The organism is Psychrobacter sp. WY6 (assembly GCF_018448495.1).
Taxonomy (GTDB): domain Bacteria; phylum Pseudomonadota; class Gammaproteobacteria; order Pseudomonadales; family Moraxellaceae; genus Psychrobacter.
This window is the reverse complement of record NZ_CP049902.1, coordinates 2079734-2101300: the sequence shown is the minus strand read 5'-3', so window position 1 is coordinate 2101300 and position 21567 is coordinate 2079734. Positions and strand designations below refer to the sequence as shown.

13 protein-coding genes and 4 pseudogenes are annotated in these 21567 nt (G+C 42.4%); 13 read left to right on the top strand and 4 right to left on the bottom strand.

The window, feature by feature from the left end; genetic code table 11:
* Nucleotides 1–164 precede the first annotated feature (164 nt).
* From nrdA to yfaE, 8 genes and pseudogenes are all read left to right on the top strand, one after another.
* Nucleotides 165–2436: pseudogene (gene nrdA / locus G7Y90_RS10480) on the top strand (class 1a ribonucleoside-diphosphate reductase subunit alpha).
* A gap of 11 nt (nt 2437–2447) precedes the next feature.
* Nucleotides 2448–2729, top strand: a complete 282-nt coding sequence (locus tag G7Y90_RS10475) for a hypothetical protein (protein ID WP_250162346.1) — start codon at nt 2448–2450, stop codon at nt 2727–2729.
* A gap of 795 nt (nt 2730–3524) precedes the next feature.
* Complete coding sequence (locus G7Y90_RS10470) at nt 3525–3662, top strand: hypothetical protein (protein ID WP_250162345.1); 138 nt, start codon at nt 3525–3527, stop codon at nt 3660–3662.
* Nucleotides 3663–3816: 154 nt separating this feature from the next.
* Entirely contained in the window at nt 3817–4068 is a 252-nt protein-coding gene (locus G7Y90_RS10465) for a type II toxin-antitoxin system Phd/YefM family antitoxin (protein WP_109591377.1), read from the top strand.
* Nucleotides 4058–4344: pseudogene (locus G7Y90_RS10460) on the top strand (type II toxin-antitoxin system RelE family toxin). Before G7Y90_RS10465 ends, G7Y90_RS10460 begins: the two are co-directional and overlap by 11 nt.
* Nucleotides 4345–4383: 39 nt before the next feature.
* Nucleotides 4384–4767: a hypothetical protein gene (locus G7Y90_RS10455; RefSeq protein ID WP_087815623.1), complete on the top strand. Its 384-nt coding sequence runs from the start codon at nt 4384–4386 to the stop codon at nt 4765–4767.
* A gap of 77 nt (nt 4768–4844) precedes the next feature.
* Nucleotides 4845–5996, top strand: coding sequence for a class Ia ribonucleoside-diphosphate reductase subunit beta (gene nrdB / locus G7Y90_RS10450; RefSeq protein ID WP_250162343.1), 1152 nt, complete (start codon nt 4845–4847; stop codon nt 5994–5996).
* A 67-nt stretch (nt 5997–6063) separates the two neighbouring features.
* Nucleotides 6064–6330 (top strand): class I ribonucleotide reductase maintenance protein YfaE, encoded by a 267-nt coding sequence (yfaE, locus tag G7Y90_RS10445; protein WP_045446158.1) that lies wholly within the window; start codon nt 6064–6066, stop codon nt 6328–6330.
* Between the two features lie 141 nt (nt 6331–6471).
* Here the strand turns inward: yfaE and G7Y90_RS10440 are convergent, their stop codons facing one another.
* Nucleotides 6472–7797 (bottom strand): S1C family serine protease, encoded by a 1326-nt coding sequence (locus G7Y90_RS10440; RefSeq protein WP_250162342.1) that lies wholly within the window; start codon nt 7795–7797, stop codon nt 6472–6474.
* A 315-nt stretch (nt 7798–8112) separates the two neighbouring features.
* On the opposite strand from G7Y90_RS10440, the gene G7Y90_RS10435 reads away from it, so the two are divergent.
* The gene (locus G7Y90_RS10435; protein WP_087815627.1) at nt 8113–8946 is read left to right on the top strand and encodes a Nif3-like dinuclear metal center hexameric protein; all 834 of its coding nucleotides are present in this window, start codon (nt 8113–8115) and stop codon (nt 8944–8946) included.
* 1054 nt (nt 8947–10000) lie between these two features.
* Entirely contained in the window at nt 10001–11209 is a 1209-nt protein-coding gene (locus G7Y90_RS10430; RefSeq protein WP_201501400.1) for a transglycosylase SLT domain-containing protein, read from the top strand.
* A gap of 127 nt (nt 11210–11336) precedes the next feature.
* Here G7Y90_RS10430 and G7Y90_RS10425 read toward each other — a convergent pair.
* From G7Y90_RS10425 to G7Y90_RS10415, 3 genes and pseudogenes are all read right to left on the bottom strand, one after another.
* Nucleotides 11337–14335: pseudogene (locus tag G7Y90_RS10425) on the bottom strand (LysM peptidoglycan-binding domain-containing protein).
* Nucleotides 14336–14787: 452 nt separating this feature from the next.
* Nucleotides 14788–15198: a hypothetical protein gene (locus tag G7Y90_RS10420; protein ID WP_250162341.1), complete on the bottom strand. Its 411-nt coding sequence runs from the start codon at nt 15196–15198 to the stop codon at nt 14788–14790.
* 409 nt (nt 15199–15607) lie between these two features.
* Nucleotides 15608–16891, bottom strand: a complete 1284-nt coding sequence (locus G7Y90_RS10415; RefSeq protein WP_087815657.1) for a CNNM domain-containing protein — start codon at nt 16889–16891, stop codon at nt 15608–15610.
* A 535-nt stretch (nt 16892–17426) separates the two neighbouring features.
* On the opposite strand from G7Y90_RS10415, the gene yajC reads away from it, so the two are divergent.
* From yajC to secF, 3 genes and pseudogenes are all read left to right on the top strand, one after another.
* Nucleotides 17427–17756 (top strand): preprotein translocase subunit YajC, encoded by a 330-nt coding sequence (gene yajC, locus G7Y90_RS10410; protein WP_045446152.1) that lies wholly within the window; start codon nt 17427–17429, stop codon nt 17754–17756.
* Nucleotides 17757–18340: 584 nt separating this feature from the next.
* Nucleotides 18341–20218: a protein translocase subunit SecD gene (gene secD, locus G7Y90_RS10405; protein ID WP_055124186.1), complete on the top strand. Its 1878-nt coding sequence runs from the start codon at nt 18341–18343 to the stop codon at nt 20216–20218.
* A gap of 9 nt (nt 20219–20227) precedes the next feature.
* A pseudogene (secF, locus tag G7Y90_RS10400) lies at nt 20228–21490 on the top strand (protein translocase subunit SecF).
* Nucleotides 21491–21567 lie beyond the last annotated feature (77 nt).

Below are 21567 nucleotides of genomic sequence, written 5' to 3'. Positions count from 1 at the left end.
ATTTAATTGTCACTATGAGTAGCGGTAGATTTTTGCCTAAAAAAACACCTATCGCGGCGCAAGCATCGTAGCATTATAAAGAATGCCTGCCGTTTACTGACTGTGCAGCATCACTATAAGCAACATTATAAATAATTACCAAGTTATCAACTTAAGAGGGCAACATGACACACATCGACAAAATCAAAGTGACCAAACGTGACGGACGATTAGAGCTTATTGATTTGGATAAAATTCATAAGGTAATCGAGTGGGCAGCTCACAATTTGGATAATGTGTCTGTGTCGCAAGTTGAGCTAAAGTCGCACATTCAGTTTTATGAAGGTATCAAGACTCGCGATATTCACGAGACCATCATCAAGTCAGCAGCAGATCTTATCTCTGAAGATACGCCTGATTATCAGTATTTGGCTGCGCGTTTGGCGATTTTCCATCTGCGTAAAATTGCTTACAATAAATTCACCCCGCCGCACCTTTATGATCATGTCAAAAAACTGACCGACGCTGGTAAATACGATCAGCATATCCTAGCTGATTATAGCCGTGCTGAGTTTGATGAATTAGAAGCATATCTTGATCACTGGCGCGATATGAACCTTGCTTATGCCGCTGTTGAGCAAATGGCAGGTAAATACCTCGTCCAAGACCGTGTCAACAAGACCGTCTTTGAAAGCCCGCAGTTCTTGTACATGCTGGTTGGTATGTGTTTGTTTAGCCGTTATGACAAATCAGATCGTTTGGACTACGTAAAGCGTTTTTACGATGCGACGTCGCAATTCAAAATCTCGCTACCAACACCTATTATGGCAGGAGTGCGTACCCCATCGCGTCAGTTTAGCTCATGCGTATTGATCGAATGTGGTGATAGCCTAGATTCTATCAACGCGACCACCAGCGCCATCGTACGCTATGTGTCACAGCGTGCTGGTATCGGCATCAACGCGGGTCGCATCCGCGCCCTTGGTAGCCCTATTCGTGGCGGCGAAGCACAGCATACCGGTTGTATCCCATTCTATAAACTGTTTCAGACAGCTGTTAAATGCTGCTCACAAGGCGGCGTCCGTGGCGGTGCAGCGACGTTGTTTTACCCATTGTGGCATTTAGAAGTTGAGTCATTATTGGTACTTAAAAACAACGCGGGTGGAAGACAACGTGTGCGTCATATGGATTACGGCGTACAGCTAAATAAAACGATGTACACGCGCCTCATCAAAGGTCAAGACATCTCGCTATTCTCACCAGGTGACACGCCGGGCTTGTATGATGCGTTCTTTGAAGATCAAGACAAATTCGAAGAGCTATACACCAAGTACGAAAATGACCCAAGCATTCGTAGCCGTCAAATCCCAGCCGCTGATTTGTTCAGCCTAATGATGCAAGAACGTGCGAGCACGGGTCGTATCTACATCCAAAACGTCGATCATTGCAATACGCATAGCCCATTTGACCCAACGGTTGCGCCGATTCGTCAGTCAAACCTATGTATGGAAATTGCCCTACCGACCAAGCCACTTGATAATATCAATGACGAAGAAGGCGAAATCGCGCTTTGTACGCTATCAGCGGTCAACTTGGGTAAAGTCGACAACGTCAGCGACATCGAAGAACCAGCTGAGCTAATCGTCCGTGCGCTTGATGCCCTGCTTGATTATCAAGACTATCCAGTTAAAGCGGCTCAAAATGGCAGCATGCGTCGTCGTACACTCGGTGTGGGCGTTATTAACTATGCGTATTACCTTGCTAAGAATGGCGTGCGCTATTCAGACGACTCAGCATTGGGTCTCACCCATCAAACATTTGAAGCGTTGCAATTTTATCTCTTGAAAGCGTCAAACAAATTGGCAAAAGAGCAAGGCGCTTGCCCTGCGTTCAATGAGACGACGTACTCGCAAGGTATCTTGCCGATTGATACGTACAAAAAAGATTTGGATAAAATCTGCCAAGAGCCGCTACATCTCGATTGGGAAACCCTACGTACTGAAATCACCACTCACGGTCTGCGCAACTCTACCCTAACCGCCTTGATGCCGTCTGAGACCTCTAGTCAGATCGCCAACGCGACCAACGGTATCGAGCCACCACGTGGTTTGGTGTCTATCAAAGCGTCAAAGGACGGCATCCTAAAGCAAGTCGTGCCTGAGATTGATAAGCTAAAAAATCAGTATGAGCTACTATGGCAAATGCCAAACAATGACGGTTACCTACGGCTGGTCGCTGTCATGCAGAAATTCGTCGATCAAAGTATCTCTGCCAATACCAACTACGATCCCGTTCGTTATGAAGGCGGTCGTGTACCAATGAAGATATTGCTTAAGGATTTACTAAACGCGTATAAGCTTGGCGTGAAGACGTTGTATTCACAACACCCGTGATGGTGCGAACGATGCCCAAGCGGATATGGAAGATGATTGTGCTGGCGGTGCATGTAAGATTTAGGCTATTGATGGATGGCGGGTTTAGCTTTTGAGCTAAATCCGCTGTACGCTGTTATCATATATTTATCTACTAATATCGAGATAACTATGATCTTTCCTTATAAAAGCCCTCAATTTGAAAACCTAAAGCGAAAGTTTGAAAACCAGATACACAAACATTCTGAATATTTAGATTTAAGCACAGAAACAAATGACCTAGTTAAAGCTGTACTCAGTATATTAGATAGTAAGAACAAAAAAAATCTATCTATTTTAGATAGTATTGATCTCAAGTATCATAACTGGGAAAAATAGGTGTTGCACTGAATGATAACGCCTTAGCGGAAGACAATAAAAATCTGTATGATTTTTCTAAGCAAGAGAAACCTCGAGCTAGTTTAGTTAGAAAAGTCATAGAGTCGATATATATAGTATTACTAGCAGACATATATGAAGCTTCATTGATAACTACTTTTGAAACACATAGATCTTTTTTTGAGCAGGCAGTAACAAGCTTACAGTCTTACTCTTATACACTGACATATGATAGTTTAAATAAACTCTGTTATTTATGGTATATCATTCCACAAGAAGTATTCTCAAGACATTTGAATCGACGCCTCGATAGTTCAGTCATCCAAACTATTAATAATTTGCATGAACATCAAGATCTAATTGAGGAAGAAAATAGAAAAAATATTCTATTGAAACAGGACATTAGAGAAATACAGGAAACCTTAAACAACCAAAAAAGTGAATATAACTTTGTTGGCTTGTCAAATGGCTTCAGAACACTTAGAAAACAGAAGAAAAAAGAATTGAATAGTCAAGGTTATATATTATGGTCTGATGGCTGTAATAGTTTTACTTATAGTCTCAAAATCTATCTGGTCAGCTTATTACTTAAGTGCTAATAGCTTTGAGAACCCAATATTTGTCATAGTTACTATCTCAACGGTTTTGTTCCTTTTCATACTTCTTTATTTTTTTAAAATATCATTGGTTAACGTTAGATCTATCAAATCACAAATACTGCAAATAGATTTACGTCTCACTCTCTGTCAGTTTATACATAACTACGATTCTGACACTAAGGGACTAAGAGAAGGAATGAAAGAAAGCTTTGAAAGGTTCGAGAGTGTTATTTTTGCTCCTATCGTGGCTACTGAAGACCAAATGCCAGCAACTTTTGATGGTCTTGAACAATTGACAGGATTATTAAGTTCATTTAATAAAGGCTCAAAGTAGTTGTAGGGTGCGCCCAGCGCACCGATGATATGTAAATTATATTTAAAGGTGCGCGAGGCGCACCCTACAAAATATATAGATTAACAAATAAGACCTAATTTTCGTGCTAAAATTAGCCCTATATTTAGAGCTTAATTTTAATGGAGAATGAATCATGCAACCGATATTTGCGACACAGACAGCGAGTATTTCAGAGTTAAAGACTAACCCGTCGGCACTGATTAAACAGTCAGACGGCGAGTCCATTGCTATTTTAAACCACAATAAACCAGTGGCTTACTTAGTCTCAACAGACGTTTTTGAGCGCATGATGGAAGCGATGGACGACATGGCATTAAGCCAAACCGTTAGTGCACGATTGAATGATGGGCAGATACCGATAAAGGTAACTTTGGATGACTTATAATCTTGAGTTTCATCCTTTGGCATTAAAAGAGTGGAAAAAGATAGCGCCAAATATTCAGCAGCAGTTTAAGAAAAAGTTACAGCAGCGATTGTCAAATCCTCATGTGCCTGCGTCAAAACTATCGGGACGTACCGATACTTATAAAATCAAACTACGCACCGTAGGCTATCGTCTGGTATATACCGTAAAAGATGATGTGGTGGTGGTTTATGTATTAGCAGTCGGCAAAAGAGAAAAAACAAAGTATATGATGCGCTTGCGACACGCCACCCCTAATTAAAACACAGACAGAATAAAAATAACGGAGGTCATAGAGTGCAATATACCGCAATCATCAAAGACGGTGGTTTGTTTATCCCTAACGTATTTTCAGACCTAAACGATGGTGACTCGCATATCGTACAAGTGGAAGTCGACATCGCAGACGTCCGTGAGCAATTAGGCGAAGGCACAGCAGCAAAACCAGAAGCATTAAAGAAAGTCACCACAAAAGTATTGAAAAAACCAATAAAGAGAACGACTAAAAAAGACGTACAGAAAGAAATGCATCAACTATCAGATGATGATGGCTTGAGTGCGCTGCGTAAGAGTGCGATCGATGAATTGGAAGGTTTGGACGATAGTGAGCTAAGTGAGATATTTAAAGCGTATATGAATGATGGACAGACGCCAGAACAGATATCTTTAGAGCACTTGTAATACAATCCCATCCAATCAAACCAAATCTAGTCAAAACCCTATAACTTAATAACCATATCAATGATAAAGGCAGTCTCATGACTTATTCGATTTTTTCCCAAACGCCAAACAATGCGCTAACAGAGCCGATGTTTTTTGGTAATCCGGTCAACGTGGCGCGTTACGACCAACAAAAGCACCCTATCTTTGAGCAATTGATTGAAAAGCAACTGTCGTTCTTTTGGCGTCCAGAAGAAGTCGATGTATCACGTGATCGTATGGACTATGGCAATTTGTCCTCACACGAACAGCATATTTTTATCAGTAACCTAAAGTATCAAACGCTACTCGACTCTATCCAAGGTCGCAGCCCAAACGTCGTACTACTGCCATTGGTATCGATTCCTGAGCTTGAGACGTGGATTGAGACGTGGACGTTTTCTGAGACCATTCACTCGCGCAGCTATACCCATATCATTCGCAATATTATCAATGACCCTGCTATCGTCTTTGATGACATCATGCAAAACGATCATATCCTAGAGCGCGCCGCAGACATCGCCAAGTACTACGATGACTTATATTATAACTCATCGCTATATAACCTATACGGTGCAGGCACGCACACGATCAATGGTAAGCAAATTACTGTCGATTTAAAATCGCTGAAAAAGCAGCTTTACTTGTGCTTGATGGCAGTCAACGTCTTAGAAGCCATTCGCTTTTATGTGTCATTCGCTTGCTCATTTGCCTTTGCTGAGCGTAAGCTAATGGAAGGTAATGCCAAGATTATTAAATTGATTGCTCGTGATGAGGCGCTACATTTAACGGGCACTCAGCATATTCTTAACCTCATGCGCATCGGTCGTGATGATCCTGAGATGGTCGACATTGCCAAAGAGTGCTATGAAGAAAGCATCGAGATATTCCGTAAAGCGGCTGAGCAAGAAAAAGAATGGGCAGGCTATCTATTCAAAGACGGCTCAATGATTGGTCTCAATAAAGACATTCTTTGCCAATATATTGAATACATCACCAATTTACGTATGGAAGCGGTTGGCTTGCCAGTCGCATTCCCGAATTCTAAATCAAACCCAATCCCGTGGATTAACACATGGTTGTCATCTGACAACGTACAAGTTGCCCCGCAAGAGACGGAAATCAGCTCATACTTGGTTGGTCAAATTGATTCATATTTATCAGACAGTGATTTTGATGATTTGAACTTTAGAGCTTATGTGTTCATTTAAAAAATAGTTTTTGAAAGATTATTGTTTAGAAAGTACAGAATGATAGGGAAACAAACAGGATAAGACTATGACTTGGGTAATGACGAGTAAAAAGCAATTTTACTTGCATGATGACGAAAGCTTGCTTGATGGATTGCTACGCACCGGACATGATATCAATTATCAATGTAAGGAAGGCTATTGTGGCAGTTGCCGCATCAAGCGTATCGCCAGCTCACACGTCATTGACTATCCGTTTGCGCCCCTTGCCATGATTGATGAAGACGAGATCCTACCCTGCTGTTGTCGTGTGCAGGGGGTGATTTACATTAATCACGAGCCTACTATAGAGTAATATTAACCAAAATAGTGCTAAAAAAGTCGAAACAAAAAGCGCGTTATCTTCAAGATAACGCGCTTTTTTACTGTCTATAAATTGTTCAAGCCATTTTGATTAAGCTTATTTTGCTTAAGTTTTAGGTGATGAAGAGTGACCTTATAAGGGTGCACCATCTCTTTCAAACAGCTGCAACAGCTCTTCACGCATACGGTCACGCTCGGCTTCTGACATCATCGGTACGTCTTGTCTCTCACCTTGTAGATTTGGATCTTCTATACCACCAACATTTTCATCAAGAATCACAACCGGACGTTCCATCGGCTCTTGTGCTGGACGCTCTTCTAACAGTATTTTGACTTGCGCATTTTTACCACGGCGTAATATTTGCGCATTCAGCGTGGTATTCGGTGCTTTACGAGCGACATACTGAATCAAGGTATTGGCATCCGTCATCTCAACGCCGTCAATCGTCAAAATAATATCGCCGATACGCAGACCACTCTTAGCAGCAGGACTCTTAGGAACGACATTAAGCACTTCTACCCCAGTCGAGGTTTCAAGCTGCGTTGGGTCACGTAGCTGTGACTGTATCTCAATCCCCAACCAACCACGGCTCACCTTACCATCTTTGATAATGGCGTTCATCACTTGCTCAACGATAGCGGTAGGAATAGCAAAACCGATACCCATAGAGCCGCCAGAGCGTGAGTAAATGGCCGTATTAATACCAATTAATTCACCAAAAGCGTCAACGAGTGCGCCGCCCGAATTACCTGGGTTAATCGCTGCATCGGTCTGAATAAAGTCTTCAAACTTGTTGACCCCAAGCCCAGTACGTCCTGTCGCCGAGATAATCCCTTGCGTTACCGTTTGACCGACACCGAAAGGATTACCAATCGCTAATGCGACATCGCCAACTCGGATAGGTTCTTTACGGAAACCAAGTGGTGCCAAACCGGTCATATCTACTTTAATCACTGCCAAATCACTGTCTGGATCTGTACCAACGATTCTAGCGCGGCTCTTACGACCATCATTAAAGGCGACCGTAATTTCATCAGCTTTTTCGATCACATGGGCATTGGTCACGATATAGCCATCTGAGACAATCACCCCAGAGCCTAAATTGGTATTGCCCTGCTCTTCTGACGGTGCACCATGGAACTCAAAAAAGCGGCGCAACACAGGATCATTCATATAAGGATGCTCTGCCATCGTTTGCGTGGTGTAGATATTCACGACTGATTGTGAGGCGCGAGCAACCGCATTATGATAAGAAGAAATCGCTGCGGGTGTATCAGAAACAGGTGCTGACGCTTGCTGCTCAGCAGGTGTGGTTCTGGGCGGCTCCCATGCTTGCTCTGATGCCGTCTTCATACTCGCAAACAACCAAATAAATGCGGCAATCACGACTAGCAATAAAACCCAAGGTAACCATTTTAATACAGACGCCTTGCTGCTGGTGTTCCGAGATGACGACATATAAAACCTCTATAAATTTGATACAAACAGACGAAGATAAATAAGGTAAGAAGCATGGTGTATATTAGGATGCATTGAGCGGCATTTATCAAACGTTCACAGCCCACTAGATGGTTGTTTTTTTGCACTATCTATACGGCAAGCTTACATGTATAAATTATAACCGCCAATACTACCCAGTTGTAACGTATCGTGTACCATTTCAGTGAGTAGGATTGTCTATCCTACTGTAGCTACATGTTAAAATACTCATTATCAAAAGCCACATGTTAGCCATAAATGCTTGCCCCACTGAATCAATTATAAGGGAATACCATGACCACACACAATATCTCAAGCGAGCCCTCAAACACCGCCATTACCGTTCAAGCGCTGACCACATTCTGTGATGACTATTTATTAGCAGATGCTTTTAAAGATTATGCCCCTAATGGTTTACAAGTAGATGGGGGTCGACCTATCAAACGAATCATCACTGGTGTGACGGCTTGTGAGGCGTTGATTGATGCGGCGATTGCTGACAATGCAGACGCCATTATGGTGCATCATGGTTATTTTTGGAAAGGCGAACCTGCCCCCATCACTGGTATGAAAGGTCAGCGTATCCGTAAACTTATGCAGCATGGTATCTCTTTGATTGGTTATCATCTGCCGCTCGATGCCCATCCTGTCATTGGTAATAATGCCAAGTTGGCTGACGCATTAAACATGACCGTTATCGGCGCTTTATACCCTAGTGAGTCGCATCCAGTGGGTAATATCGCCACTTGTACCCCGCAGAATGCTCAAAGCCTCATTGCTCACATTACTCAGACACTAGGACGATTGCCATTGCATATCTCTGCCAATTATAGCGCACCGAATAGTACAAGCGCTCATATCGATAATAACAGAATTATCGAACACGTGGGCATTTGTACGGGCGGCGCACAGGATATGATCGAGCAAGCTGCATTGATGGGCTGTGACGCCTTTATCTCTGGCGAAATATCAGAACGTACCACCCATATTGCCCGTGAGCTGGGCATTGATTATTTCGCTTGTGGACATCACGCGACAGAACGCGGCGGTATTCAAGCACTCGGTCACATAGTTTCTCAAGCATTTAGTATACCCGTGACCTTTGTAGATATTGATAATCCTGCTTAAACTGTGTCCTCAACTCTACTCATAGCTATCTAAATTTAGAATAATTTTCGGAAAACAAGGCTAATAACAATCAGTATTGTCGTCCAGTATGCACAATTTTTGCTGCTGCAATTTTCAATAGTGTATCAATAACAATGGCCTTTTTAACCGTCTATAGCCCAATTGTTAAGTTTTATCGCTAATTTCTTAACCACACTTGAATAATCCAAGGAATATCCGCATATTAATATCCGAAGAAAGAATGTCTTGTCATGAGGCTTCCCATTTATTACAGCTTCCGGTTATGGTACTTAAATGAGTATAACCGCCTAAAATCTTACTATGTTGTATAGCTATTGAGGTCATATAGATAGCGAGGTTTTGGACGGTTTACTAATAGACACACTGTGCGTGATATATTTTCAGCAGCATGGTATGTCTTGATTTAAGTGTCGCGATACTGGGTTAGCAACCGCTGATTGGTAGTAAATTTTCTATCATTTTTTTATTAGTAATGAAAATAGCGACTTGCTTACCCTTATTGCTGGACAAAAAATTAATCACTGTTGACTCTATTACAAATGATTTAAAGAGGACATGGTCATTAATATCAGCATAGAAAAGCTGAGTGCATAAGCACCCCGCTCATTTTATGTTTTGTCTCAATAACTTAGTTCATGACCTTACCTATGTTTAATATATAGTTGTTTTATTCTTAGCCCTATCTATGCATCGATGAAGGAATCATCCGATTTATATCCTTCGCGGTGTTGTGCGTTCATCATTTTGTATTGATACTTTATATCGATGTTTTATATTGATATTTTGAGAGATTTTTTAGCCCTCTTACCTGATACACTGAATACGCCAGTAGATAACCAGCTAATTAAAAACTGCACCGCTACATCTGATAAAAATTCATTAGCGGCACTATTATTAAACAAGATGACGACGCACTTATCTTATTAAGAAGTGCGTGGTTGTCTAAAATGCAACATCGATGTATGACTACTTTATAAGCATACATTCATAAGCGTTTTACGGTAAGCAGGATGGCTAAAATCAGGAGACATCCATGCAGCGTATTACTTATCGTGTGAAAGTATCTGCGCAAGGGGCTAGACGCCGTATTTCTTATTTACTGCGTCCATCTAAACGCCTACCGAACACTAAAAGTAACATCGTTTCATCCGTTACCCCGACGACATCGAGTCGTTTTTCTAGAACCAAAAAGCTTGCGCAAGTTTCTAGTATCGCCCTTCTCTCTTTACCTGCTGAGAGTCTGACGACGATGCGTGCGCCAGTGCCAGCCTATGATAACGTTATGCTAGAAAGCACGTTAACTATCGCTGCCGTCCCCGGTGACAGCACTTATTTTGCGACTGACGGTTTTCAACATGGCTTTGGTTTTGATTTGGTGCGTACTTATGCTGACGAGCTTGGCGTTGATATCGACCTAAAAGCGTATGCCAATGAAGAAACTGCCCTAAAGGCGCTGAGATCGGGCGAGGTAGACATGGCATTAACAACGGCCAGTACACAGCTAAAGAGCAAGTTTAACTTATCGTCTATCAACATCAGTTGCGGCTATGACGCCAGCTTAACAAAGAATGGTTTACATCCAAAAGTCAGTTGGACGTTCAATTCATCCAATGACCCATTATCACAAAAAGCCAGTTACTTTTTATGTGACAGCATTAAGCTGAAAAACACACAAAAACTTGCTGCCTTTTACAATCAAAACTTGCTAAAAGACGCCTATAGCCAAGATCATTTCCAAAAAACGTTGACCGAAAAACTGCCTGATTATCAATCGTCTTTTGAAGAGCAAGCACGCAATTATAATCATGATTGGGAATTATTGGTGGCCATGGGTTATCAAGAATCACACCTTGATGCCAATGCCGTATCGCCAACGGGTGTGCGTGGTCTCATGATGTTGACCAATAATACAGCCAAAGCAATGGGCGTCTCAGATCGCGTCGATCCCTACCAAAGTATCGGCGGCGGCGCGCGTTATTTAGAGCAAATGAAAGCTGACTTTGCTGATGTGCCAAAGACAGATCGTATTTGGTTTGCGCTTGCCGGCTACAACATGGGACCAAATGCAGTAAAGAGTATTCAGCGTAAACTGCGAGATCAAGGTATTGATGATAAAAGCTGGGCGAACGTTTATGCGTACTTAGCTGATAATAAAGCTGCCAATAGTCGTTATGGTCAAGCAATGCATTATGTTAGCAATATTAGAAGTTATCTTGAGACTATCAAAACTCAAACTGTCTAGTTGAAATATTTTGAGAATTGAATTTTATAGATAAAAAAAGCTGCTCTTATAAAGAGCAGCTTTTTTATGCAGAATGATCTGTCTTAATCGTATTTACTTGGCTATTATTTCACTAAGCAACTTACTCTTAACGATTAGGTACGGTCAGGCGCTGACCGCGCTGTAGCATCGTATCCGCCGCGATATTATTCATCTCAGCCAATTCTTGCGTAGAGACGCCATATTTACGTGCTAAGCCAATCAAACTGTCTCCTGACCCAACGGTGTAGCTCACTGTGAGCTTTGGTACTTTAAGCGTTTGCCCACGCTGTAATTGGGCATTGGTCGCGAGATCGTTGGTCGCAGCCAAGTCGTCTATCGAAACACCAAATTGACGTGCCAAAGCAATCAAACCATCACCAGATTTAACTTTATAGCTCTCGGTGTTGCCCAATTTTTTGCCACTGCTCGCTGTGCTAGTCGCGGCAGTGCTACTAGCCGAACTACTGCTTTGGTTATTGCTACTAGAGGTCGCTACAACGCTGCCACTGGCAGGAATCGTAATCGTACGACCGAGTATCAAATTAGAGTTGGTTTTCAGGTTGTTCGCTGTTGCCAAGTCACTAAGACCAATATTATAACGTTGCGCCACGCCTGTTAACGTATCGCCTGATTTTACTTTATAACTGACAGTTTTATCATTTAGCTGACGATCAACCAATCCTTTAGACACGGGTACTTTGATGGTTTGACCACGTTGTAAGCGTGCTTTTGCATCAAAGTTGCTATTCACCGCCGCAAGCTCAGCTGGACTGATACCCACGCTATTGGCAATGCCGATCAAAGTATCGCCAGATTTTACTTTGTAATTGGTGGTTGCCACCGAACTTGAGCTACTGTTACGGCTACTAGAGCTTGAGATGTTTGCTGCATCGAAATCAACACTTGCAGGTACTTTTAGCGTTTGACCAACATATAGTGAGCTTGTAGTGCTCATATTATTGAGGCTGGCAAGTGTATCAGTTGAAACATTGAACTGACGTGCGAGAGCAATCAAGCCATCGCCCGCTTTTACCTTATAGTTCTTAGTAGCGGTGCTTGATTTACTTGGCTTGGTCGAGGGAGCGGCAGGTGTAGTCACTGGCGCAGTCACCTTACCTGGTATCAGCCATAGCTTTTGACCACGTAGTAAATCCGCTCTACTACTCAAATTATTGTAGGTTGCCAACTGAGTCACCGATAGACCAAAGCGGTTAGCAGTACCAATCAGCGTATCGCCACTCTGTACTACATAGCTCTCTGGTTGACTTGCCGCGGTATTGTTAGCTGTGCTCAACGGTTCGATGGTTTTTGCATTGTATAAGTATAAGGTACTGCCTGATAGCAGCTTAGAGCTGGCATCTATTTGATTCCATTCAGCGATATCGCGCCAACTGACACCCGCACGACTGGCAATATTAGATAAGGTATCGCCACGCTTGACAGTATAAGTGGTACGTGCACCTTGGGGTTTTGGCTTGCTTACTGATGTTTTTGCAAAGCTAAGCTTTTTCTCTTCGCCACTGGCTTCTAGAATAGACTGCTGTGTCTGTACGGCGGATAAATTAATATTACCATCAGCATTGATCACATTGGTTTCAGGCGTGTTACTGCGAATTTGATTGGCAATAAAATCACGCTCTTCTTTGCTCAGTGGTGGTTCTTGGACAATCGTATTATTCTGTGTAATTTGAGCAGAGGTGGTCGGTAGACTGTTACTGCTTTTTAGCTCAGCATTGATCTTGTTGGTTTCTGCCGTACTCAATGGTGGCTCAGTACGCACCGAGGCATTATTACTGTAGACAGAGCTGCTAGTCGGTGTGGCTGACGGTGATTATAACTGGTCGTTTGCTGCGGCACACTAGCGCTTGCAGCATAATCAGCCAAGGCGCTACCTGTAGATGGTAATGAAGAGCCAGTATAGGGTTTGTTATTATAGCTTGGCGTCGTGGTCGTGCTACTTGGTGTGCTTGTATTACTCGATGCCAGTATATTGCCCGTACCATTGCCTCTCAATGAGCTCAATTTAACATCGGTATTAAGACTCACATCATTAGGAATAATAAACGCTGGGGACCAGAAGAATCAACACGCCCTGATGTTAAGGCCGTATTTAACCTTTCTAATTCGTCGTAACTCACGCCTGTCATTTGCGCAACTTCAGCCAAGCTCACGCCATAATTCACTGGCACACTACGGAAATGCTGACGGTTGGCGATGGCTGGCAAGTAGACACCATATTGCTCAGGCTTGGCAACAATTTCCGCTACCGCCAAGAAACGCGGCACGTAATTCATCGTTTCAGTAGGCAATCTCAGAGACCAATAATCTGTCGGTAAACCCTGAGCTCTATTAGCATCAATGGCCTTTTGCACGCGACCAGGACCCGCATTATAAGCAGCCAATGCTAACTCCCAACTGCCAAACTGGTTATGTAGTGCGGTCAAAAAGTCATAAGCGGCGCGAGTTGATTCGATGACATCACGGCGACCATCATAGGTACTGCTTTGATTCAAACCATAAATACGACCCGTGCTTGGAATGAACTGCCATAAGCCTGCTGCTGCCGCACTACTGGTACCGCTTGGATCGTAAGAGCTCTCAATAACAGGTAACAAAGCCAGCTCTGTCGGGATATTACGACGCTCAGCTTCTCGTACGGTGTGATAGATATAGCGACTAGCACGTGCAGTCAAACGGTTTAAATAGTCTTGTCGACTGGTAAACCAGCTTTTTTGCCCTTCGATACGCTGATTATAAGTCGGCTGACCGCCATTCATACGATAGCCAGCACGTAAGCGACTCCATAAATCACCATACTGCTGAATAGCAAGTTTGTTGCCTTCCACCATAGTCATGTCAGTGGCTTCGAGTAAATCGGCTAACTCATCCAAGCTATCTGCATCTAAATATGCCGTTGAATAGTCCGTACTGCTGCTTGCTGCAGGCGCTTTAGTAGCTGGGCGTTTAGTAATAACAGATGAGCTATTGGTCGCACCCTTTTTTACCGCTGACGTATTGCTACAAGCACTGATAAGTAAAGTTGATACCGCAAGCGTCAATGGCAACGCAATAAATGAGCGAGATTTTTGATAGCACAGTAGACATGATATTGGAAGTTTCCTAACGACAGAAAGTGATAGATAAGTTGCTTGCTAGTATAGTATGCAATGTGAAGCAAAGACCAGTCTAATATAAAATAATCATCATTGAGTCAATTTTTAGACCTCTCACGAAAAATCAACCATTTAGTTGTTCAACCCTGTGAATTTGTATGGCTATGATGGAATGCTTAGCTTTCGAAGAGCCTGATTAATGCACTATTGTCTTTGATTATCCACTGATAAAGACGTTTCTTAATCAATGCTTATCCATTAATACCTAATTGTTGATAATGTCTAATTGCTGACTAGCCAGTACTGAGTTATTAGTCGAGTAACGATTAATTAATCGTTACTTGTGATACGGCACGTAGCAGCACCGCATTACCAGTCGATAACGTCAGCGTCACTCTTGAGGTAGTGACAAATGAGACATTTTTACCATCTTTTACCCAGCTCTCATTGGTCGTGACATTGGCTTTGGCCTGATCGCCCGTAATAACGATGTTTCCACAGAAATATCATAACGGTAATTAGAGGTGTTATTCCAACTATTTGCAACAACTTTAAATAAGCATCTTTATCTAAACTGGTAGACTTACCTTTTCTAGATAATGAAATCAGTGCATCGTCAGAGACAAGACGCGCGACCTGATTGACATTTTGGCTATTCGCTGATGACTTCATTGCTGCTATATAGTTCTGCACCAAAGCTTCGGTCATGGCTGCCGCTTGTGCACTGATACTCACAGTACTTACAACGGTCACTACCGCCGCCACGCTGGCACTTTTTAGCAATAATGCCAAAAGCCCTTTTCCCCATAATCGTTTCATCATAATCCTTAGCAATGCTGTTATCGTTGTTGCCATCTTTTGATGACTAACGTTTTTTATTGATTAAATATAGTAGTCGTTTATTACTCATTAACATCATGATAAATGAAGCGAGCACTGGCTAGCGTGTGCCCTCTTCATTCTACTTGTGAAAAATATCTGTTTAATCATCACCTACTTATTAATGATGACAGCGTACTTTTACCATAGAGTGAGACTATCATTCAATTCTCACAGCTATGTGACACCCTGTGTAATTATTGCGAATACTAAAATACCAACCATATGGCACAATTATTTCTGGAAATATGAGTCACTGCCCATCGTTATCATAAATACTAGATATATTAACTGAACCACTTACGCAGTACACAGCTCAGTTTTCGCTCTAATTTTAGGTCGCTTTCTGTCAATCCAATCTCAATTTAATAAGCCAAATGGAAGCTTACTTAGCGTCCGTACTATTATCTTCGTATTGTTGTTCATCATCACTAAGCTTCATGCCCAATCGCTCTACTCGTCTGTCCATCATTTGTCGAGCCAGTGCTTGCATGTCTTCGACGCGGTCTATTTCATCCACAATCTCAAGTCCCAATAGCGTCTCAAACACATCTTCTAAAGTAACCAAACCTTTGACTTCACCATACTCACCGACTGTAATCGCAATATGTATACGGTTTTTTAGCATCAGCTCTAACAAATCAAACAGTTTCATTTTTGAAAAAACAAAAGTAATGTCACGTTTAAACTGAGTCAACGGCTTGTGCATCGCATGGTTTACTTTTGCTAATAACATGTCTGTTTTTAATACAAAACCTGTGATGTTATCCAAGTCACCATCATAAATTGGCAGTCGTGAAAACGTCAATTTTGGGCGATCAACCAATAATTCAGCGACTGTTTTGTTTTCTTCAAACGCCAACATCACCGAACGCGGGGTCATGATATCTTCGACTTTGATCGCACCAAATGCTAGTAAATTGCGAATAATGCGCGATTCTAATGGGTCAATCTGTCCTGACTCTTCACCGATACTGGCAAGTGCCGCAAATTCACGACGACTGAATGCTTGGGGTTCTTTGCCACGTACTAGCAATTTGGTTAACTTTTCTGAGATCCAAATAAGTGGATACAACAGCAGGATAATGCCTCGCACGAAGTAAGCGACCATACCGCTTAGTTGACGCCAGTATAGTGTCCCAAGCGTTTTTGGAATAATTTCAGATAAAAACAAAATCGCCAAGGTCATAATGGCAGAAAACAGTCCAAACCAAGCACTACCAAACACAATCGTGGCTTGGGCACCAGCACCGATAGAACCTAATGTATGAGCCACTGTATTCAAAGTCAAAATAGCCGCCAATGACTGATCGATATTATCAACCTTTAAGCGTCTTAGCATATTTGCTTTTTTCGGATTGCTTTCTTGAACATCAGCGATATAAGACGGCGTCATGCTCAGTAATGCAGACTCAGCCAATGAACAGACAAACGAGATACCGATAGCGACAACCACAAAAAGTATGAGTAATAGCACACTGATCGCGGTCGGCTCTGCTAAAGCATCAGCGGCAAAAGCTGGATATGGCAATAGCAGCATCGCCGTCAGTGCTGATAATCCAGCAATTGAATTGGTACGACTAAGACGCTTTGAATAGCGTGATGTCGGAGGAGGTTTAGCAGACGCTTCTTTACAAGCGCGCGGACGACACAAACGAGGTACAAACATAAAAGTGGTAAACAAGTTAGGTAACCTAAACAGAAAAAAGTAAAAGGGATAAAATATAATGAGCAAACGATACTAAATCATTAAAAACAAACATGATTAATTAGCTATTAGTTATCTGCTAAAACGATGGTAACTCGCTGCTCAAAACTGATTTAGCAGCAGATAATAGGATATATATATACTAATAAACTGTGCGCTAAATGCAGGGAATTATTGCCATTTGATAGTAGCATTGATGATGTCATTTCACAATAAGACGCTATTGTTAAGTCTTTGTTTTTTGGTATCCTTGATCATACCTTTTGCTACGCTACTACTACCTAGCATCCATTCGCTGCTTGAATTTTGTTATACTCTCAGCGCTTTGGCGTCACTTATATGAGGTGGCAAAATATTGCCGCAAAAAGTAATGACCGCTAGCATGCCATTACCTTAAGAAAAACATACTCAGCCTATGATTAACAGTTACCAAGTCTGGGATTTTTTGTTACTATGCGTTTAATTTATTATTATCTATGACTTACTGAGAGAAATTATGTTGTTATTTATCCAAGCTGCCCATGCTGCACCAGAAGCTGCTGGTGCGATGTCACTATTTAGTCAAATACTATTGCCTGTTGCTTTTTTTGCGATTTTTTACTTCTTAGTCATTCGTCCACAGTCTAAGCGTACCAAAGAACATCGTGCCATGGTCAATGCATTGACTGTCGGTAGCGAAATCATTTTTGCTGGTGGTTTGATGGGTCGTATCAAAGCCATTGAAGGTGACTATGCAGTGGTCAGCCTAAACAATAATACTGATGTCAAAGTACAACGTGCTTCTGTTATTTCAGTGTTACCTGCTGGCACAATCGAAAGCGTTTAATGATTGATTGAAATATTAGTCGCGTTTTATTAATGATTACTAGGGCGTGTCCTCATTTTAAAAATAGGGGTAAAAATGAAATAAATTGCCGTCAAACAAGGAAAGTAGCGCAAATAATATCGAGATATTAATAAGCTATTTGACGATGTTTGGCAAAATTTAGCCATTTTTAGCCCATTTAGAGGATAATCGATTGAATTGAGGACACGCCCTAATCTTTCGTTAATAAATATAGTGATTAATACAGTGCCTAAGAATGACCGTACCTTATTTACGGTCATTTTTCGCTATAGAGCAATGATGTAAAAACAGTCTCATAGAGTATAGACAATTTATGTTTATGCTTTTGACCATGCTGTCTTTATTGATTTTATCAGTGATATTTTGCTGACTATATATTTTTGATGACTATATAAAGATACGTCTGTATTATTTGCTCTACTGTTTTACTATCATCGCGGATGATCGCAATGGTGCATGATGACGACTGCTAGATACAGCACTCAACCATTGCTATCGCTAACTTCCCATCTGCTAACTTGTGGCCTACGTCGCCAGTCGTTTATCAACCTAAAGAAGTGATTATGCAATATCCCGCTTGGAAATACTTACTTATTGCCGTCGTGCTAATCATTGCCGGTCTATATGCTGCTCCTAACCTCTATCCTGATGAACCTGCCGTGCAGATTACAAGCGCCGCTGCAGGTACACAGCTGTCTGAAGGTATCTTGACTGAGTCTCAAAGCTTGCTTGAAGAGGCTGGCATCAATAACCATGATGGAACCTTTGAGGGCAACAGTGCACTGGTACGTCTTGACAATCCAGTCGATCAGCTCAAAGCTCAGGAAGTACTGCGTCAAAACTTGGGCGAAGACTATGTCGTCGCGCTTAACTTGGCGCAAACGACGCCGCAGTGGCTACGTGATATCGGGGCAAAACCGATGAAACTCGGCCTTGATTTGCGTGGCGGTGTGCGTTTTGTACTAGAAGTCGATATGGACAAGGCGCTTGAACAGCGTTTGACCAGTGCCAGTCGTGACATGCGTCGCGAGCTACGTGCTGAGCGAATTGCGATCAAAGGCATTAAGACAGAAGATCGAAGTGTGGTATTACATTTCGCTGATACAGATGCTCGTAACCGTGCACAGAATGTTCTGCAAGGCTCAATGGGCAATACCTTTAGCTTGCAATCCTCTATTGATGAGCAAGGTCCTGCACTGATTTTAGCGTACAACGATGCAACGCTTGATGAAATCAATAGCTATGCGGTCAATCAAAACTTGACCACCCTTCGCAATCGTATTGCTGAGCTTGGTGTGACTGAAGCTTTAGTACAGTCTCAAGGTGCTAGCCGTATCGTCGTCGAGCTTCCTGGCGTACAAGATACTGCTGAGGCAAAACGTGTCTTAGGGCGCACTGCAAACCTTGAGTTCCGTATGGTTGCTGAAGACAGCGAAAACTATACGGGCGGCATCCCTCCAGCGGGTACCGAAGCTTTCCCGTTTGAGACGCTTGATGGTCCGCCGGTACTGCTTGAACGTCAAGCGATTGTCACGGGTGATAAAGTCACTAATGCTCAAACTGGTGTGGATGAAAGCGGCTCTCCTGAAGTCAGCATTACTTTAGATAGTGCTGGTGGTAAGCTCATGCAAAATGCCACTCGTACCGCCGTTGGCAAACAGATGGCTGTATTGTTCATCGAAAACAAGCAAAGAATCACTTACGAAGAAGATCCAGAAACTGGCGAAACTGTCGAAGTTAGAACGCCTTATGCTGAGACCAAAGTCATTAACCGTGCCAATATTCAAGCGGTCCTTGGCTCATCCTTCCGTATTACTGGTCTAGATAGTAGCGCTGAAGCTGCCGAGCTTGCACTACTACTACGCTCAGGCGCACTTGCCGCACCGATGTACTTTGTAGAAGAACGCACCATTGGTCCATCATTAGGTCAAGACAATATTGATAAAGGTCTATTCTCTACGCAAGTCGGTTATCTATTAGTGTTTGCGTTTATGATTATATTCTATCGTCTATTTGGTGTGATTGCCAACGTGGCGCTGGCCGTGAACGTTATTATCATCATTGCTATTATGTCAATCTTAGGCTCATCACTTACCTTGCCTGGTATTGCTGGTATCGTTTTGACCATCGGTATGGCCGTCGATGCCAACGTACTGATCTTTGAGCGAATACGTGAAGAGCTAGCAAACGGGGTACGGCCCAAATCCGCCATCGTGGCAGGTTTTGATCGAGCCTTTAGTAGTATTTTCGATGCCAACATCACCACCCTATTGATTGCTTTTATTCTATTTGCAATTGGCACGGGTCCGATTAAAGGCTTTGCGGTTACATTGGCTATTGGTATTGTCAGTTCACTGTTTACCGCTATTATGGTGACACGTGCGCTGGTACAGATTGCTTATGGTAAGCGTAAATCTATCAAACGTTTGAGCATCGGTTAGGAGAACATTATGACGATTGATAAGAACAATCCTTTAGAACAGCAGAATAATCCAGATCGAGATTTCAAGTGGCTCAAATGTTGAGGCAAGCACACACCGCCGTAAAAAACCACGCCGTGATGGGAAAGGTAGTAATACCAAAGCCAATAACCCAACTACCGCTAAATCAAAAAAAGGCAAAGCTCTGAGCGGCAGTAAGGATGCGGGTAAAGACAGTCAAGCACTGACCACCCAAGCAGCCAATCCTGATGTAGAATCGGGTGATGCCGCTGATGATGCGGCTGCAATCGCTGAAGGCGGTATCAAAGCCGTTGGCAACCAGCGTATTATTCCGTTTATGAAGATAGAAAAGCCAATGGCACTTTTATCTCTATTGATGGTTATTGGTAGTATCATTGCAATTGCAGTAAACGGTCTAAACTTAGGACTTGATTTTACGGGTGGTGTGTCCGCAGATGTGCGTTACGAGCAGCCTGTTGAGCAAGTTGAAGTCGTACAAGCATTGCCGCCGATAATGGCTTTGATGATGCCGTGGTACAATATCTTGGTACGCGAGAAGAACTCCTCGTACGCTTGCCACCACAGTCTGATAACGTAGACGGCCTAAATAGTAGCCTGACTAAAGCATTAACCCTGCCTAATAATAATGTTGAAATCAGTAACGTTAATATTATTGGCAGCCAAGTTGGTAATGAAATTTATCTAAACTCAGTCATGTCACTGGTATTAGCATTGGTCTGTATGTTGGGCTATGTTGCCTTACGTTTCCAATTTAAACTCGCTCTTGGTGCGGTATTATCGCTGTTTCATGATGCTATCGTGACCATTGGTGTTTTTGCGTTATTTGGTTTCCCATTTGACTTAACCGTCTTGGCGGCCGTCTTGGCACTGGTTGGTTATTCTATCAATGATACAATTGTTGTGTATGACCGTATTCGTGAGAATTTTCGTCGTGTCCGTGGTATCACACCTCGCCAGACCGTTGACCTGTCTTTGACCGAAACGTTGCGCCGTACCATTATGACCATTTCCACTGTTTTACTCGTCGTACTTGCCATGCTATTCTTAGGCGGCGATGGACTGTTCTGGTTCTCAGTAGCGCTCTTCATTGGTCTGCTTGCCGGTACTTACTCATCAACGTATATTGCAAGCTCGATTCCATTACGTATGGGTCTATCACGCGATGACTTTATTGTGAAAGTAAAACCTGAGTTTGAAGAAGAAATTGTCACTTTCAATGATCCAAAAATGTTTGAACAAGACAATGCTTAATAAATTTTATACTTTCTCAAGCTAATCGCTAGCTAAGATAGTATTTAAGCAAGCATCAAGAAAAGCACCTGACTCGT